At 49.3% G+C, this 16,779-nt stretch carries 12 protein-coding genes; 2 read left to right on the top strand and 10 right to left on the bottom strand.

Features of this window, described 5'->3' with window-relative positions; translation table 11 throughout:
* Nucleotides 1-130 precede the first annotated feature (130 nt).
* Entirely contained in the window at nucleotides 131-1,342 is a 1,212-nt protein-coding gene (locus IMCC21906_RS13415) for an acyl-CoA dehydrogenase family protein (RefSeq protein ID WP_047012587.1), read from the top strand.
* Nucleotides 1,343-1,551: 209 nt separating this feature from the next.
* Here IMCC21906_RS13415 and IMCC21906_RS13420 read toward each other — a convergent pair whose 3' ends face one another.
* The 5 genes from IMCC21906_RS13420 to IMCC21906_RS13445 form a co-directional block, all read right to left on the bottom strand.
* Nucleotides 1,552-3,753, bottom strand: coding sequence for a TonB-dependent receptor (locus IMCC21906_RS13420; RefSeq protein WP_197085902.1), 2,202 nt, complete (start codon nucleotides 3,751-3,753; stop codon nucleotides 1,552-1,554).
* 377 nt (nucleotides 3,754-4,130) lie between these two features.
* Entirely contained in the window at nucleotides 4,131-5,366 is a 1,236-nt protein-coding gene (locus tag IMCC21906_RS13430; RefSeq protein ID WP_047012590.1) for an acetyl-CoA C-acetyltransferase, read from the bottom strand.
* 39 nt (nucleotides 5,367-5,405) lie between these two features.
* The gene (locus tag IMCC21906_RS13435) at nucleotides 5,406-6,167 is read right to left on the bottom strand and encodes a crotonase/enoyl-CoA hydratase family protein (protein WP_047012591.1); all 762 of its coding nucleotides are present in this window, start codon (nucleotides 6,165-6,167) and stop codon (nucleotides 5,406-5,408) included.
* 51 nt (nucleotides 6,168-6,218) lie between these two features.
* Nucleotides 6,219-7,001: an enoyl-CoA hydratase/isomerase family protein gene (locus tag IMCC21906_RS13440; protein WP_047012592.1), complete on the bottom strand. Its 783-nt coding sequence runs from the start codon at nucleotides 6,999-7,001 to the stop codon at nucleotides 6,219-6,221.
* A 192-nt stretch (nucleotides 7,002-7,193) separates the two neighbouring features.
* A complete protein-coding gene (locus IMCC21906_RS13445; RefSeq protein ID WP_047012593.1) occupies nucleotides 7,194-7,967 on the bottom strand; it encodes an SDR family NAD(P)-dependent oxidoreductase in 774 nt (257 codons plus the stop codon).
* A 266-nt stretch (nucleotides 7,968-8,233) separates the two neighbouring features.
* On the opposite strand from IMCC21906_RS13445, the gene IMCC21906_RS13450 reads away from it, so the two are divergent.
* Nucleotides 8,234-9,235 (top strand): AraC family transcriptional regulator, encoded by a 1,002-nt coding sequence (locus IMCC21906_RS13450; RefSeq protein WP_047012594.1) that lies wholly within the window; start codon nucleotides 8,234-8,236, stop codon nucleotides 9,233-9,235.
* 36 nt (nucleotides 9,236-9,271) lie between these two features.
* Here the strand turns inward: IMCC21906_RS13450 and mce are convergent, their stop codons facing one another.
* The 5 genes from mce to IMCC21906_RS16410 form a co-directional block, all read right to left on the bottom strand.
* Nucleotides 9,272-9,676, bottom strand: a complete 405-nt coding sequence (gene mce / locus IMCC21906_RS13455) for a methylmalonyl-CoA epimerase (RefSeq protein ID WP_047012595.1) — start codon at nucleotides 9,674-9,676, stop codon at nucleotides 9,272-9,274.
* Nucleotides 9,677-9,737: 61 nt separating this feature from the next.
* On the bottom strand, nucleotides 9,738-12,578 hold the full coding sequence (locus IMCC21906_RS13460) for a biotin/lipoyl-containing protein (RefSeq protein WP_231580273.1): 2,841 nt from the start codon (nucleotides 12,576-12,578) through the stop codon (nucleotides 9,738-9,740).
* Nucleotides 12,579-12,621: 43 nt separating this feature from the next.
* Nucleotides 12,622-14,355, bottom strand: a complete 1,734-nt coding sequence (locus IMCC21906_RS13465; RefSeq protein ID WP_047012597.1) for an acyl-CoA carboxylase subunit beta — start codon at nucleotides 14,353-14,355, stop codon at nucleotides 12,622-12,624.
* 437 nt (nucleotides 14,356-14,792) lie between these two features.
* On the bottom strand, nucleotides 14,793-16,022 hold the full coding sequence (locus IMCC21906_RS13470) for an MFS transporter (protein WP_047012598.1): 1,230 nt from the start codon (nucleotides 16,020-16,022) through the stop codon (nucleotides 14,793-14,795).
* 37 nt (nucleotides 16,023-16,059) lie between these two features.
* Entirely contained in the window at nucleotides 16,060-16,728 is a 669-nt protein-coding gene (locus IMCC21906_RS16410; RefSeq protein ID WP_052763541.1) for a glutathione S-transferase family protein, read from the bottom strand.
* Between the last annotated feature and the right edge of the window lie 51 nt (nucleotides 16,729-16,779).

The raw sequence follows: 16,779 nt of genomic DNA on the forward strand, positions 1-16,779 counted from the left end.
ATTTCCGATAAAAACTCCCTAGTCTAAAGTTGGGCACCGTCATAGCAAAGAACGACTAAACTACGTTTACTTGACTACAATTACTTAGCTACGTTTACTTAACTACGAGCGACTTTCAGGACTCAATAATATGAAACGGCACGCCGACACGCTTTTTAATGACATTTTTATTCCCGAAGAAACACTCCTCATTCGTAAAGAAGCACGGGAGTTTGCCGACGATGTTATTCGCCCTGTCGCCCACCAGCTCAACACCACTCCTGAGTCCAAAGATAGCTTTGCTCGCGAGCAATTTGATGCCATGGCAGCAGCGGGCTTATATGAGATCCCCTATCCCGCAGATGTCGGCGGTAGAGGCTTGGAATTCCCTACGCTGGCGACAATGACAGTATTGGAAGAGCTGGGCTACTACTCGCCCAGCCTGGCCTCAGCTTTTTACGATGGCCAAGCCATTTTGGTAGGCAAAACACTGGATAATGCTCAGGCATCGATTCGAGACTCGTTTTTACCCAAGCTGATCCGCGGCGAGTTTGTTGGTTGCTTTGCCACCTCAGAACCCGCCGCCAGCACGGACTTGTCCGTTAACTCAATCGAAACTCTTGCCGAAAAAGTCGATGGCGGTTACCGCATCAACGGCGTTAAACGATGGATCACCAACTCACCCGCCGGCGATCTGATTTTAACCCTGTGCAAAACCGAAGACTCCCTTACCATGCTGCTGGTCGACATGAATCAGGACGGCGTTAGTGTCTCTGACCCGGACCTTAAAATGGGCAACCACGTTCAGCTCACCGCCGATGTTAGTTTCAACAACGCTTTCGTCAGCGATGACCGAGTAGTTGGCAATGTTGGCAGCGGTCTTCGCACTGCGATACAAGCCCTAGTGCAAGGGCGTATGGGAATTGGCGCCATTGGCTGCGCCATGGCGCAAGCCGCATTTGATTTTGCCACCGACTATATGGGCCAACGCAAAGTATTTGGCAGAGAACTGGCAAAGTTTCAACACTGGCAATACAAGTTTGCCGACTACGCCCTACAAATCGAATCCGCTCGAAACCTCACCCAAAAAGCGGCATTACTCTATGACCGTTTAGGAATTGCCGATACCGAAGCCGCCATGGCCAAATTGGCCGGTTCACGAGTCGCCTGCGATATTGCCCGAGACGCAATTCAGGTCTGCGGTGCCTACGGTTTTGTAAAAACCTTATCGGGTCCCCAAAAGCATTTCCCGCTGGAGGCAATTTATCGAGATTCTAAAATTGGAGAGATTTACGAAGGCGCTAACGAAATACAAAGCTGGGTTATTGCCCGACGTATTTTTGGTCGTGAAATGACGGGCTAAGCCTCTTTTATTACAGTCATATCTACTAGCTAAAATTGCATTAATGTTTCTTTGTTAGTCATTAAGTATAGGTAGCACTACACAAATAATTCATGGCACCAACTTTTCTTAAGCAAAAAAAAACGCTGCTCCAATCGTGGGCAGCGCTATCAACAAAAATATGATTAAGAGTAAGAGACCTGGGTGGTCTTTAAAATTTAGCTAAAAACTTAAAAATGGTAGGTAAAATCGACACCGTAACTACGTGTTGGAGCGCGGTAATTGACTGACAAGACACCAAGCAGCGGTACCACCTCCTGATAATATTCTTCATCTGTCAGGTTTTTACCCCACAATGCCACCTCCCATTGAGCCCCTTCTGCCAAGGTTAAACGACCATCGACGATAGTCACCGGGTCGCGCTCAGTACCTGGGGTATTGGCAACATCCCACCAAATTGAACCATAACGAGTGACTTCAAGACGGGGGGTTAACGACAGACCGTTGCTCAGTTCAAAGGTTTTTGTCACGCCCAGGGTAGCGGTGGTTTTAACAGAACCTGGCGCGGTATTACCTTCAAAACTGGGGTTGGCAGCAAACTCCGTCACTTCGCCATCGGTAAAGCCATAACCACCAAATACCTCATATTCAGATGGCAGCAATGCAGTAAAGTCGACATCAAAGCCTTTTAGCTCCACTTCATCAATAGACGTCACGGTTTGCAAACCGGCTGATGGGAAAAACTCAAACTGTTGAGCCCCTTCAACCACCGTATGGAAAATACCAATATTGACACTCAAGCGTTGATCAAAGAATTTGCCTTTTGCGCCTAACTCAAAAGACTCTGAAACCTCTTCCTCGAACTGGTCTTGAACAAAGATGTCACTTTCATCGACACCGGCACCAGCGCCAGCCGTAATCAGTGCCTGTCTACTCCCAAGTGGGTTATAGCCACCACTCTTATAGCCTTTACCGTAATTTGCATAAAGTGTCAGGTCGTCACCTGCCAAATAAATGAGTGAGGCTTTGGGCGAAAAATTTCTAAAGGTTGTGGAATCGTTACACGCTGATAAGGGCGTTGAAAAAGCCTGAACACACAAGTTGAATGCTTCAGGTGCTTTTTCTGTTACCTCGCGCTTTTCAACATCATATCGGCCTGCGAGTTCCAGTGTCAGCCTGTCGCTCAAATCCATTTGCATATTGGCAAACACAGCATAATTCGTGGTTTCAAATTCGCTGTTCGTGTAGCTTGCCGTGGGTGCAATCGTATCCGGGCCGTCAACACCGCGGGTCCGCAACAGGGTGCCATTAACGTCCTGGTTTAATTCACTGATCTGATCACGCTTAAACTGCAGAAAATAGACACCAGCCATCCACTGAATACGGCCATCGGCATTTGATGAAACTCTGAACTCCTGCGAAAAAACCTCATCATCATAGGTATACATCTGGGTAAGAGCGCCCTCTGCACCACTATCGGCAATATAAGGCACGCCATCGCCACCAAAGGTTTGGTCAAAGCTATTCAGGCTCGTGATGGAGCGAATGCTGCCAAAATCGAGCTGCCTTTCTACATCCAGCGCCATATCAAGCATTTCTTCTTCAGAGAAGCCAGCGACGTTAGATACAAACGGTAACATTAAATTGGCATCCAGTGCTGGCACCGGTACACCGCCGATGGGCACACCGGCAAATTGTCCGTTATAGGCTGTGCCACCCCCTTTTGAGTCATGGGCAGCTAAGCGAAAATTAACACTTGTATCATCATTAGGGTTATAAAAAAGCCGCAAGCGCCCCAGCGAAGTTTTATAACGCTGCACTTTTTCGCCGGTCAGTTGATTGGTAAAAGGGCCATCGGTTTCCCGTGTTGCCGCAGACAAGGCAAACTTTAGCTCATCACTAAATGGACCGCTTAAGCCAACTGACATCCGGCTACTACCAAAATTACCCATACCAGCAGACATCGAACCTTCGGTTTCGTCACCTGGTTGCTTTGTGGTAATAACAATGGCACCCGCCGCTGCATTACGGCCATACACCGCACTCTGCGGGCCTTTTAAAACTTCAATTTGTTGAATATCAAATAAATCCTGGTTGAATGCTTTTAAGCTGACCAGGGGCACGCCATCAATAACCACGGCCACATTCGGGTCAGAGTTCCGCACAGCGGTTTGCCCACGTATATTGACATAAACCTCGCCCGCATTATCTTCAATAAAGGTAACATTCGGTACCGTTGCCAAAAAATCCTTGGGCCGTTTAATACCGGCTTCCGCAATATCTGACTCAGTTAATACGTTTACTGATGAGGGGACATCCTGCAGCGCCTGATCACGCTTTGTACCAGTAACAACAACCTCTTCTACAGGATTATTTTTTTGTGCATTTGCTGATAATGCCGCAAGCATTATCGGAAAGGATAAAAACTTCATATAATTATTCATGCATCGACCCAACTATAATTTTTATAAGATATTTATAGTGCTGAGAAAAATGGAAGAAATCCAAAGAAACTCAACGTGGGTAAATACTAGAAAATATACAAGTAAATTAAGATGGCTTTCCGCGTCACCGAACAGCAATACAAGACATTATCGCCATTACGCAAAAGCGCATTTTTTATTAATGTATCTTAGCGGACAATATCCGGCCTCAATACGGCATCTACGCTGGGATATTAATGAGAAAAAGCAGATAGGTATAAACACTATGATGGGAAAGGCTTTTGCTAAAATAGACACTGGCGAATCCTAAGCAAGCCCTGATTGTTCAAGCCCTCTATTACAATAATAGAGGGCTGTCACAGCAATCAGATTCGCTCAATAATAATGGCTGGCGCCATACCGCCGGCAGCACACATGGTCACTAGACCTCGTTTAAGATCACGGCGCTCAAGTTCATCTAGCAATGTGTTAATCAGCATGACACCCGTACAACCTATAGGGTGACCAAGCGCCATTGCACCGCCGTTTACATTTACCTTGTTGCGATCCAGTTTAAGATCACGAATATATTTTTCTGCTACTACAGCAAAAGCTTCGTTAATTTCAAACAGGTCGATATCGTCTATGCTCAATCCCGCTTTGGCCAATACCTTTTTAGTCGCTGGCACAGGAGCATTCAGCATCAAGGTGGGTGAGTCACCCATATTAGCCATGGCAACGATTCGAGCACGAGGCTTCATGCCGTGCTTTTTAGCGTAATCTGGAGAAGCCAGCAACATTGCTGCCGCGCCATCTACCACACCCGATGAGTTGCCTCCGTGGTGAACATGCTCCACTTTAAGGTCAGGGTAGGCTTTGCTGATAAGGCTGGCGTAAGTGGTGCCCTCCTCATCCAGTGGGATATTGGCCAGTTTAGCAAAAGACGGATTCAATTCAGCCAGAGCATCCGCTGTGGTACCGGGACGGGGAAACTCTTCTTTATCTAAGGCTAAACTACCGTCCTGCCGGTAGACGGGAATCAAGCTTTTGTCGAAGTAGCCATTGGCAATCGCATTGGCTGCACGCTCCTGGCTGACGGCTGCCAACTCGTCCAGAGCTCTACGGTCAATGCCTTCCAGACTGGCAATGGCATCAGCGCACACACCCTGATGGGGCTGCGGATGCATCTCCCGCAGCACCATATTGCCGTTGTCCATGAAGGCAGGCATATCGTTACCAGCATGGCCGTAGTTGGACATCATTTCGGTGCCACCGGCAATAACCAAATCTTCAAAACCTGAGGCAATATTCGCTGCAGCAATATTGACCGCCGTAATACCAGAGCCGCAAAAGCGATCCAGAGTGACAGCACTGCTGCGGACATCATAACCTGCCTGAAGGGCGGCCATGCGACCAAGGTCACCACTTTGCTCCCCACGCTGGGAGCTCGTGCCCCAGACAATATCGTCTACTTCAGCCGTGTTCAGTTTATTACGTTCAGCAAGAGCTTTTAATACGGTTGCCCCCAAGTGCTGGGGATGAATTCCCGACAGTGCACCCTTGCCCGGTTTGCCAACACCCCGGGGAGTGCGGCATGCATCAATAATCCACGCTTCATTCATAGATTCACCTCTGTTTATAACGTTGCAGCAAGCTATTAGTTACTTGCCTTTCCAGTTTGGGGCGCGTTTCTCTGCGAAAGCCTTGGAGCCTTCAATGGCATCTTCACTGGCAAACACCGGATCGATAATCGCGGCCTGCTTTTTAAACATCTCATCGCTGGACCAGTCTTGGGATTCAACAATTACCTGCTTGGAGGCCATAACCGCCATCGGGCCATTGGCCGCAATCGCTTTTGCCATGTCCTTCGCACCCGCCAATGCTTGGCCAGCATCCACGATGCGATTTACCAAGCCCAGCTCATAAGCTCGTTGAGCGTCGATAAAGTCCCCTATCAAGGCCATTTCCATTGCGACCCGGGATGGGATTTGACGCGGTAAGCGCATCAAACCACCAGCGGCGGCTGCCAAGCCTCGCTTGGCTTCTGGAATACCAAACTTGGCATTGTTTGCTACCACCACTAAATCGCAGCTCAATGCCAGCTCACAGCCTCCTGCCAATGCATAGCCTTCTACTGCAGCAATTAATGGTTTTTTGGGTGGCTGTTCACACAAACCCGCAAAGCCTCGACCTTTAACCATGGGCATTTCACCACTGACAAACGCCTTCAAGTCCATGCCTGCACAAAAAGTGTTGTCGGCACCCGTTAAAATCGCCGCTCGAATATTCTCATTACTATCCAGTTCCTCCATTGCTGCCGCAATCTCTATTGCTACAGCTTTATTAATGGAGTTTTTTGCTTTGGGACGGTTAATGGTGATAACCATGACTCCGTCTTCAACAGTGACCAACACATCGCTCATATCAAACTCTCTCTATGAATGGGCAGCTAATCTCTCGCACCATAAAATTCGCTACTTACCCTTAAATACCGGCTGACGTTTTTCTTTAAATGCGACAATCGCTTCCTGAGAATCTTCGCTGGCCAGGCAGGCTAGCTGAGCGTTTGCCTCAGCAGCAAGCGTTTGCTGATAGGTTTCCGTCGCCGCTGCCCGCAACAGTTTTTTGGCGCTACGCAAGGCAATGGGCGGTCTTGCCGCGAGGGCTTTTGCCCAGTCTTGAGCAGATGTCAAAACCTCCTCTGCGGGAACCAGCCGGTTAACCAAACCCGCAGCAAGACAATCTGCAGCCTTCAATTGCCCACCTTCAGCAATCAGTTCAAAGGCACGCTGATAGCCCAAATAACGCAGTAAATTCCAGCTGGCACCGCCATCAGGAACCAGACCGACATTACTGAACGCCATAACCATACGACCAGTATCCGCCATAACCGACAGGTCACATTGCATAGCAAAAGCAGCACCGATCCCCGCCATAACACCGGGAATAGCGGCAATTACCGTTTGATCCATATCGCCAATTTGACGAAGTATAGGGCCATATTCTTCCAGCAATTGCTCTTCTACGGTTTGATCGGGCTCAACAACCGCAGCAAGGTCAGCCCCCGCAGAAAACGCCTTACCAACACCACTCAACACCAATACACGAATGGCAGAATCGTGGGCTACGCTTCGCACGGCGGCCAGCAGCTCAAGACGCATCTCGCGATTAAAGGAATTAAGATTTTCCGGCCGATTCAAGCAAATGGTGGCAACTTGCTCGTTTACCTCTAAGGTAACGGTGTTGTACTCACTCATGTCTTACTCCAATAACGAGAGCACCGCTAATTAATTTAGCGATGTTCTAACAGACCCCTAGCAGGCTGTTGATTTTCTATCTGCGTTGCCAGTGCGGCGTTAAAAACAGGCTTAAATTGCAACCATCAAGGCTCTAAAAATCAAATAATAGTAGGAATGGGCAAAAAGCCCACTCCTGATAACACCGACTTCTTATCGAGGTTGCATGCGAATCGCGCCATCTAAACGAATACATTCGCCATTCATATATTCGTTTTCAGCAATCATTACCGATACATGGGCGATCTCTTCAGGGCGGCCCAGACGTTGAGGATTCACAACGCTTTGTTCTAAGGATTTGTAGGCAGCTTCTGGAATAGTTTCAAACAAAGGCGTATGAATCAGACCAGGAACGAGGGTATTCACTCGAATGCCATACGATGCCAAGTCCCGCGCCATCGGCAGAGTCATACCCACCACGCCACCTTTAGATGCGCTGTAAGCCAGCTGCCCCACCTGACCTTCATATGCAGCAACAGATGCCGTGTTGATAATCACACCGCGGGCATTTGCACCATCATAAGCTTCGTTTTTCGCCATTTGTTCGGCGGCTAAACGGGCAACGTTAAACGTCCCCACCAAGTTCACATTAATAATTTTGCTGTATTCTGCCAATGGAAAGGGACCATTTTTGCTCAGCGTCTTCACTGCGCTGCCAATACCTGCAAAGTTATTACAAATATGAATGGCACCAAACTTGGCCATTACACCGTCAATTGCCGCTTGCACAGACGCTTCATCCGCCACATTCACATTGAAAAACGCGACTTTGTCCGCACCAAGCTCCGCAACAATGGCGCTGCCTCGCTCTTCGTTCATATCAAAAATAGCGACCTTGCCACCCTTTGCAACATAGGCACGCACCGTCGCTTCACCTAAACCTGATGCTCCACCGGTGACAACGGCAACTTTATCTTGAATATCCATGATGTTCTCCTTATTTCAGCTATATCTGGCTGTGTTACAAAGTATTCCGCTTTACTCCAACAGCAATAAAACGGGATGTTAAATCGTCTCATTCATTTCGTTGTGACCAAAAACTCAATACGCTTTTGTAATACCTCTGCGCCAACAAACAACGTAGTTCTCAAGCTAACATTTTGCCCATTAGCCGCAACAATGACATGACAAAACATGGCAGTGATATTGACATTTCATTATAGTAACCAGGTGTTTTCATCGAGTTTAAAACCATGCATGCGCCAACAGTCTCCATCTATTTTGTCAATGCCGCATTGGCCTCACTACGGGAGCAACCGGAGACCTTTCTGCGTTTAATTGAGCAAAATCACATTCCCAAAGAACTGCTAAAAAATGACTCTGCCCGGGTACCCGGTGTCGACTTCTCCAATTTACTGCGAGACATCATGCTCGAAACCAAGGACGAGCAAATGGGCCTTGGCCCCTCACCACTGCCATTAGGCAGCTGGGCAACACTGGCCCAATTGAGTATCGCCGCTAACAATCTAGGTGAAGCCATAAGGCGCTTGGCCCGTTTTTACCGCCTGCTTCCTTTGGGTATTGATACTCGCCTGGATGTATCGGGCGATGTTGCCAGTTTCAAAATGATAAAAACGGCGGACCACCCTTTTCCGGATTACGTTTTCGAATCCTTTCTCTTTTATGTATCCCGGTTCAGCAACTGGCTTATCAACAAACTGATACCACTCATATCGGTTGATTTTTGCTTTTCAGAAACGCCGCATCGCAGTGAGTACCGCAACTTGTTCATCACCAGCAACGTTAATTTTAACTGCGAGTGCAGTCAGTTTAACTTTCCCCGCCGCTACCTCAATGAGCCCATACGTCAAGACAACTACAGCTTGGCGAAGTTTTTAGAACACAGCAATTTGTCCATGGTGGCCCAACGCACACAACACAAAAACTGGCGAACCAAAGTACAACAGCAACTGATTTTAAAACTGGATCAAAACCCCAGCGTCAACGACATCGCTCAAAATCTTGGCGTACACCCTCACACACTCCGCAGCCATCTCCGCCGAGAAGGCGTACAATTCAAAGATATAAAAGATCAATTACGTTGTGAAATCGCCATTGATCTTCTGCGCAAGCAAGGCTGCAGCGTAGCGGAAACCGCTATTAAAATAGGCTTTTCTGAAACCAGCGCCTTCACCCGTGCGTTTAAAAAATGGATGGGTGTCACACCCATTATGTATAAACAATTTAACAATTGATTCTAAAGACCAGACTGCTCCCTGGCAGCCGTGCCGTTACGCTGAAGGTTGACTCAACTCAATCAATACGCCATCACAGGATTTAGGATGAATAAAAATCACCTTACAGTTATGGGCGCCCAAGGTGGGGGCATCTGATAAAAACTGATACCCCTTAGCGCGCAAGTGTTCAACATCTGCATCGATATCGTCACTTCTAAAACACAGGTGATGAAGACCACCCGGCTTTTTCTCTAAATATTTAGCAATGGGGCCTTCACCATTAAGGGGATGAACCAATTCGATGCTGGTCGGCGGTAGAGGAAAAAAAGCGGTAGAGGTTTTTGCACTCGCCACTTCCTCAACACCCTCAAAGGGCAGACCAAAGTCTTCCATAAAGCGTTTGATGGCTTTATCCAAATCCGGTACGGCAATGGCGATATGATCAAGCGCGGTAATCATAAATACGGTCTCCAGGCATTGCTGGCATCACCTCAGTAAGCCAGCATCTGCATTATTTTTTCTAAACTAAATTCTGTAAAAAACCATCGGTTTTCTCACGGCGCTCTGCAGCAATTTTCTCAGGGGTCACCACTTCAATAACTTCATCAGGGCTGATTTTAAACAGTGGCTGACCTTTCTTGATGATCACACCATCACCCTCTACCAGCACTTTTTCGACAGTACCGGCAAAGGGCGCCAACACCTTGTTGAACATTTTCATGACTTCAACAATGTACAAGGTATCACCGGCTTCAAAGTGATCGCCTTCATTCACAAACACATCCATACCCGGCGCTTCACGTGGATAAAACATGCCGCCACTGAGCGCCAGTATTTCATCTGATTTGGCCGCTGGCGGTGGCACCAACACTTTGGCCATCCGTTTCTGCAGGCTCACATCGGTCAAGCGTTCGGGGATGGTAATACTCAAATCCGCATTGACGGCCAGCTCACAGAAGCCCGTTTGGGTCGGGATATGAGCCAGGATACTCAGCAGTTCAGTACCCGCCTGATAAGCAATATGCGCGCTCTGCGCCGCGGCCCACTCGTCTGCAGTCAAATCACCCGCTGGGGTATCAGCTGCCAACAGCGCAGCAATCTCTGGGTAGTTCTGGGTACCCAAGCGGCTTTCCAGCGCATCATAAAAGGCCAAAGCATCGCTGAGAATGTCGTGGTCGTGATCCCAAATCATGTATCGGGCGGGCTTACCCAGTTCATAATCCATATTGAGATAGTGATACAAGCGATCCAGCAGACGAATAGGATTTTGATGCCAAACCACCCCGTCCGCCGACAGCGTTAACGCGTCTTTGTGAACACTAATCCAACCCGCCATGTAATGCGGTTCGTTAAACAAGCGTTCAAGGGGGCGAGTCAGCAACAATTGTTTGGCATTCAACACCTGGCGCCACACCCCAGCATTATCGGCATCAGCGACAGCATAGGTTTCGCAAATACGTTTGTAGGCGTATTCAAGGTCAATTTGTTGCGCCTGCTCTTTCAGTTCACCCACGGCTGTTAAATAGGGAACAATAAAATTAGTGGCAGGCCGGGCATTAATACCGTTGCCGATAAACCAGTGCAACAGGCCGTAATGAAACTCCAGGTTGGTGGACAAATCTTTGCCCCGCAATTCGGTCTGGCGCAGTATTTCTGCTAGGCGCTGGTAGCTATCCAGGCGACTGTTACCCGTGGTCAGCAACAAAGCGATATTGGAATCGTAGGCCCCTGCCAAGTGATACTTCATAAAGACATCAGTATCAGGGTTGTGGGTAGAAATACCCTGGTCATCGCGAATCTCACCCTCAACCGGGTTCGACCAGTTCTCGATAATCCCGCCGGCATGGGGCTGCAACGCTTGGTTGGTAGCATTCATGCGGGCTTCAACCGTATTCTTTTCCCGGAGTAAGCGGCTTGGTTTTGGCAGCGCCTTACCGTGGCGAGCCAACAACACCATAACCTCTACCAAGCTCTCGGCCACAAAATAATCGGCCGAATCATCGGGGTTACTAAACTTGAGCTTGTAGCAAAGCTCGGTGACCCGGTGCTCCACCTGAATACGCGTATTCATCTCCATAAAGTAGTGGGCTTCGCCATCGACGATGCATTCAAAAGTGCCCACCGAATCCAGCTTCACGGCCTCACCAAACACCGCACCTTCGTGCTCCATTTTTTGGAGAATCAACAGATCTTTTTTAAGCTGCTGCGCTTCCTCACTGAGTCCGGCCTGTTCCGCAGCAGCAATGGCCTCTTCCAGCTCTTCCTGGGTGACGGAAACTTCGAGTAGTTTCTGTTCATGCATTTGCAGTGAGCAATCACGACCGCCCATGGTCATGCACCACTCGCCGTTACCCACCACCTGAATTTCCTGGTGTCGGGTGGTGTCAATGTTCATTTCAATCAGAACATTCTTATTGTCGCCTACACCATTGGTTTTCAGCTCAATCAAACACTCTTTCACCAGCGCGGGCACACCGGCAGCAGCGTTGTCCACTTTCGCCTCAAGGCTGTCTCCGTCACAGGAATTGGCCGACTGCAAAATCCGCTGGCCCTTTCCCCCGCCACCGGCAATGGCTTTCAAACGAAAACGGTTATTGGGCTTCTCCGCCAACATCCGCTTGGCTTCAACTTGCAGTGCCGCGCCAATATCGTCGGCATCAATAATGTCGATGCCCGCATTATAAGAAGCTGACAACAGCGCGAGGGCTTGCTCTTCTTCGTCTTTGCAGGCCGCAAAATCGACGTCGAGTTGATGATCTTTGGCGCATTTTTCCAAACCATCACGACCATATTTGGCAAACAGTGCCAGGCTAGTGGCGTTATTGACGCCGGGCGTCACCGAGACACCCGTCTCCAGTGCTGTGCGCTTGGCCTGGTCTTTCATGCCTGCCGAACGCTGGGTAAAAGAGCAGGGGCCGATAAAATTCAACCCGGCCTCTTCCATGGCCTCGACCATTTCTGCATCTTCAGACATAAAGCCGTAGCCAGCAAAAATCGCGTTATACCCATTTTCATGCGCGATGCGAATAATCTGCTGGATGCGCTTCTGACGCTCACTCTTGGTAACACCGCTGTAATCAGGTACGCGATGGATACGATTGGGATCTTTCAGACTGCGAAGCTCTGGTGCCAAAGCATTGGTGTAGGTAATCGAGTCTTTTTCTGACAATAAAATGCCATACTCGCTGATACCCATTTCCTCAAAGACATCAATAGCCTCTTTGCGGATAGGGCCACGGCATATAATCAGGGGCTTGATATCACTGCAGTCAAAGCGGCGCACCCAAGCTGATGGGGCGTCGGCAAGCTGGCGATTGCGGTGAACCAGCGGATTGCTAAGGTAGTAACTATTACGGCGCACGTTCAACATCCTCGTGAAAAATTCGTCGTTGGGCTGGCAGGCATTAATGGAATTCGCGCTGAACACCACTCATAGGTGCAGGCGTATAACCTTTCAGGTGGAGTTCTAGCTGTTCGCCTAATACTTTGCGCAGCTCCGAGGGCATGACGATTTGAGAGATGGAGCCCAAACTGAGGGCTTCATTGGGATTCATTAACTCGCGCTCATAACGTTGGCTAAGCAGCGCTTCTTCTTGTTTTTGCCACTCACCCACAGCCGTTTTGGCTGCTGCCGCGGCATCGGCTTCAGACATACCCGCCGCCCTATTTTGCTCGGTGGCTTTTTCAATGCGGCCTTTGATGCTGTTGCGAATATTGCGCACTTCATCTTTGTACACATATTCCACCCCGGCCGGTCCCATCACCGCCAAACGCGTGGTGGGCAGCGCACAGACAAAGTCAGCTCCTGTTGGGTAGTTATTGAATGAGGCGTAAGCACCGCCGTAAGCATTGCGAACAATCAACAAAAATCGCGGTGTACGCAGATCAATAATGGCGTCGAGCATGGCGCGGCCTGCTTGTACAATGCCCCCCGCTTCCTGCTCGCGACCAGGCAAAAAGCCGGTGGTGTCTTCCATAAAGATCACCGGAATATTGTAGATATTACAAAAACGGATAAAACGGGCATTTTTATAGGCCGCATCAATGTCTATCTGCCCGGACGCGACGGCAGAATTATTGCCTACAAACCCCACCACATTACCGCCCATCCGGCCCAGTGCACAGATTGTATTGCGCGCGCGCTCAGGCTGAATTTCGAAGTAATCGCCATGATCACACAGTTGCTGAATAATGATGCTGATATCAAAGGGGGTATTAAAACCCGTGGGACTGTTAAAGGCTTTTTTCAGCAGCAGATCGACATCCCAGGTTTTGCGGTGAAGAGGGTCTGACGTAGGCTGAAATGGCGGCGCAACACCGGCGTTGTCTGGCAGGTAGTTGAGCAATTCTTTCACCTTAAGCAACGCAGAGACTTCGTCGGGCACGACAAAGTCAGTAACACCGCTGCGGCTGTGGACAGACGGACCACCCAACTCATCAGCCGTAACGTCTTCGCCCAGCACAGACTTCACCACACCGGGGCCCGTTAAGCCAAAAAAAGTCTCGTTGGGTTGAATAATAAAGGAGCCTTGTCGGGGCAAATATGAGCCACCCCCGGCGTTATAACCAAACATGCACATAATGGATGGCACCACACCATTGATCTTACGCAGTGCGGTAAAGGCTTCCGCGTAGCCATCCAGGCCACCCACCCCCGCTGGGATATAAGCCCCGGCAGAGTCATTCATGCCCACCAGTGGAATGCCCAGCTTGCCAGCCATGGAAAACAGTCGAGCCAGTTTGCTGCCGTTGGTGGCATCCATGGAACCGGCGCGGACGGTGAAGTCATGGCCATAAACGGCCACATCACGACCATTGACCTTAACAATCGCCGTCACCAGCGACGCACCATCTAAATTGGGGCCCCAGTTTTGGTACAGAATTTTAGGGTCGGAGCCTTTGTCCGCCAGCACTTGCATGCGCTCCCAAACCGTCATCCGTTTTTTGGCGTGTTGCTTTTGAATGCTGCTGACCCCAGCCGCCCGAACAGGGCGCTCTTGCAGGTCATAGCCCGACTTCAGGGCGGCTTCGTATACACCAGGGTCATAGTCGATTTGCCCCGGCACGGTAAACTCCATTTCCTGCTTTTGCGAAAAAGGGTTATTCAGTGAAGGTGTTATGGGAGATTTATCGGCCATACTTATCAATTCCAGTCAGTGCGATAATTTTTAGTATTTCTTGTTGGCTAGACCGACGCTTTCTGCAGGCTGAATAAGATTAGCGTCGAAACAAACAACAAGCTGCATTTTCTAACACTGCGTGTGCGGTAGAAGGTTTATCCATTCTTTATAATCCTGCTCACCCTAGAGTACATAATTTAAGGGAGAGACACATCGCAGAGCCTGTGCATTTATCCAGACTTATTCTCTGCGAGGACTCTTTTATCAACAATGATAAGCGCTAACAAATATTTTGACATATCGTTACAAGGCATGGGCGAACTTCCAAGCCGGTACAGCGCAACCCCCAAAAGCACACTCACCTCAGGGAGATTGGTCTAAAACATGAAATTTCGAGGATTTTAGTAGAACTTATGCAGATTTAAGATTGTTTAAGCCATGTTACATAACACAGCTTAAGCCACTTGCTCGCGACGAACTTGGCCATCGACATTAGGCAGCGCCAAACAACTTACCGCCGCGGCTAAAATCAAGCCACCACTTACCAACAGCGGTAAACTATAGCTGGAGGATGCATCACGCAGCTCGCCAACAACATAGGGGCTTACACCATAACCCAGTGCAAAAACACTGTATTGCCAGCCATAAATAGCACCATAATGGCGAGCCCCAAAATAACTCATGGTGAGATAGGCCAGTAGATCAATCTCAGCACCTGCAGCCAGGCCAAGCAGCGCCACCGCAATATAACCGGTAAGCAAACCATATTGCCAAAGCATAAAAATGCCACATGACGCCAATACCAAAACGGCTATCGTGACTAACACCGTCGGCAAACGATCCAGCACATAGCCAATCAATAGTCGCCCCACAACACTTGCCAAGCCAACCGTAGAAGCCATTTTGGTGGCCTCGATTGCCGTGCCCCCCAAGTCCATAAAAAGTGGCAGCAAATGCACCACCACTCCGGCAATGCCGCAAGCCATGGCAAACGACATCCACGTCAGCAACCAGTAACTGCGAGTTTTTCTGGCTTGGGCATGACTATAGCCCCCACATTCGTCTGCACTGACACTCACCGCCACGACACTCGACGTAGTGGTGTCTCTAAATCCCAACCAGACAATCGGCGCGGCCAACGCAGCAACGGCTGCCAAGGCCAAATAGGCTTCCCGCCAGCCGTAATACGTAATCATCCAAGTGACCAGCTGGGGCACCCAAAAACCGGCAATACCCGCCCCAGTTAGCGCGATGCCCAAGGCAATTCCACGGGCGGCATTAAAATTAGTGGTGATGGGGCGCACCATGGCGATAGGCGTTGAGCCTACCCCGACAATGGCGATACAAAAATAACCGATCCAAAAGTGGCTTAAGGTTTCCATTCTGGACACAACTACCACGGCGATGGCATAAGCTAGCAAGCTCAAGCTCCCCACCTTGCCCGCCCCGTATTTATCACAGAGCTTGCCCGCCAAGGTGCCACTGATAAAAACGGCTAAGGTAAGAAACGTTGCGCCAAGAGAGATGTCACCCCGGCTCCAGTCAAACTCCTTTTGCAATGCGGGAATAAACGCACCCAGACTATAAAACATGGTGGCGGTCATACCCGCCGTTAAGCCGATGGCAGAGGCGTATAACAGACGCTGCAATTGAAACAGTTCTTTGCACTGAGCTTTGGTCAGCATACTTTTTCCTTTAACACAGCGAAGCCTATCGTTGCTGTTAGCGTGCCGCGGCCTCGGCGGCTTTTTTATTTAGGTAGGCCGTCATAGCCTCATCTCGCTGGCTGCACAATACATTGACAAAATCCAGCCTGCCAATTTTCAGCATTAATTTTTTCAGCAGCGGCTTGGCTTCGGTGATGCTCCAGTTATATTGTGATTCTGTCACCCTGCCAGCCAAGGCCAGCGAAAAGTAAGTGTAGAACTCAGCAGCGTTTGGCGCTCCATCTTGGGGATAATCCTTATCGGCCAAAATCAGCTCGGCCGCGATCAAGCCCCGCTCCATTACCGGCCGCACTTCGTCAATGTGAAGCGGGTCATTGTCCATAAACCAAAAAACACCGGGGAATAAACGGCGGGCGGGAGACTCAACATACAGCTCAATAAACTTCATTAATTGCCGTTGCCTGGCCCGTTGCAGTGCGGTGCCAGGAAACAGTTTGGGACCGGCAAAGACCTCATCAAAGTATTCAACAATCGCCGAAGTCTCCGAGAGATTAACCTCCTCATGCTTTATATAAGGAATTTTGCCCATCGGGCTGCGCTGCAGAAACGCCGAGTCGCGGGAGGCCGGAACCGCCTCTCCCACGTACCCAAGCTGCTTGTATTCTGCGGCCGCCACAACCGTGTTATAGCAATTGCTGACCGGCGAACCGTAAATACCTATCATAGTTTTATCTCTTTTATTATCGCTGGCAGATTCATATCTGCCAGCAGTGGC

Source organism: Spongiibacter sp. IMCC21906 (assembly GCF_001010805.1).
Taxonomy (GTDB): Bacteria; Pseudomonadota; Gammaproteobacteria; order Pseudomonadales; family Spongiibacteraceae; genus Spongiibacter.

Coding starts and splice junctions, on each gene's coding strand:
- IMCC21906_RS13415 (WP_047012587.1), top strand. CDS start 131: ATGAAACGGCACGCCGACACGCTTTTTAATGACATTTTTATTCCCGAA.
- IMCC21906_RS13470 (WP_047012598.1), bottom strand. CDS start 16,022: ATGCTGACCAAAGCTCAGTGCAAAGAACTGTTTCAATTGCAGCGTCTG.
- IMCC21906_RS16410 (WP_052763541.1), bottom strand. CDS start 16,728: ATGATAGGTATTTACGGTTCGCCGGTCAGCAATTGCTATAACACGGTT.
- IMCC21906_RS13440 (WP_047012592.1), bottom strand. CDS start 7,001: ATGAGTGAGTACAACACCGTTACCTTAGAGGTAAACGAGCAAGTTGCC.
- IMCC21906_RS13420 (WP_197085902.1), bottom strand. CDS start 3,753: ATGAAGTTTTTATCCTTTCCGATAATGCTTGCGGCATTATCAGCAAAT.
- IMCC21906_RS13465 (WP_047012597.1), bottom strand. CDS start 14,355: ATGGCCGATAAATCTCCCATAACACCTTCACTGAATAACCCTTTTTCG.
- IMCC21906_RS13430 (WP_047012590.1), bottom strand. CDS start 5,366: ATGAATGAAGCGTGGATTATTGATGCATGCCGCACTCCCCGGGGTGTT.
- mce (WP_047012595.1), bottom strand. CDS start 9,676: ATGATTACCGCGCTTGATCATATCGCCATTGCCGTACCGGATTTGGAT.
- IMCC21906_RS13435 (WP_047012591.1), bottom strand. CDS start 6,167: ATGAGCGATGTGTTGGTCACTGTTGAAGACGGAGTCATGGTTATCACC.
- IMCC21906_RS13445 (WP_047012593.1), bottom strand. CDS start 7,967: ATGGATATTCAAGATAAAGTTGCCGTTGTCACCGGTGGAGCATCAGGT.
- IMCC21906_RS13450 (WP_047012594.1), top strand. CDS start 8,234: ATGCATGCGCCAACAGTCTCCATCTATTTTGTCAATGCCGCATTGGCC.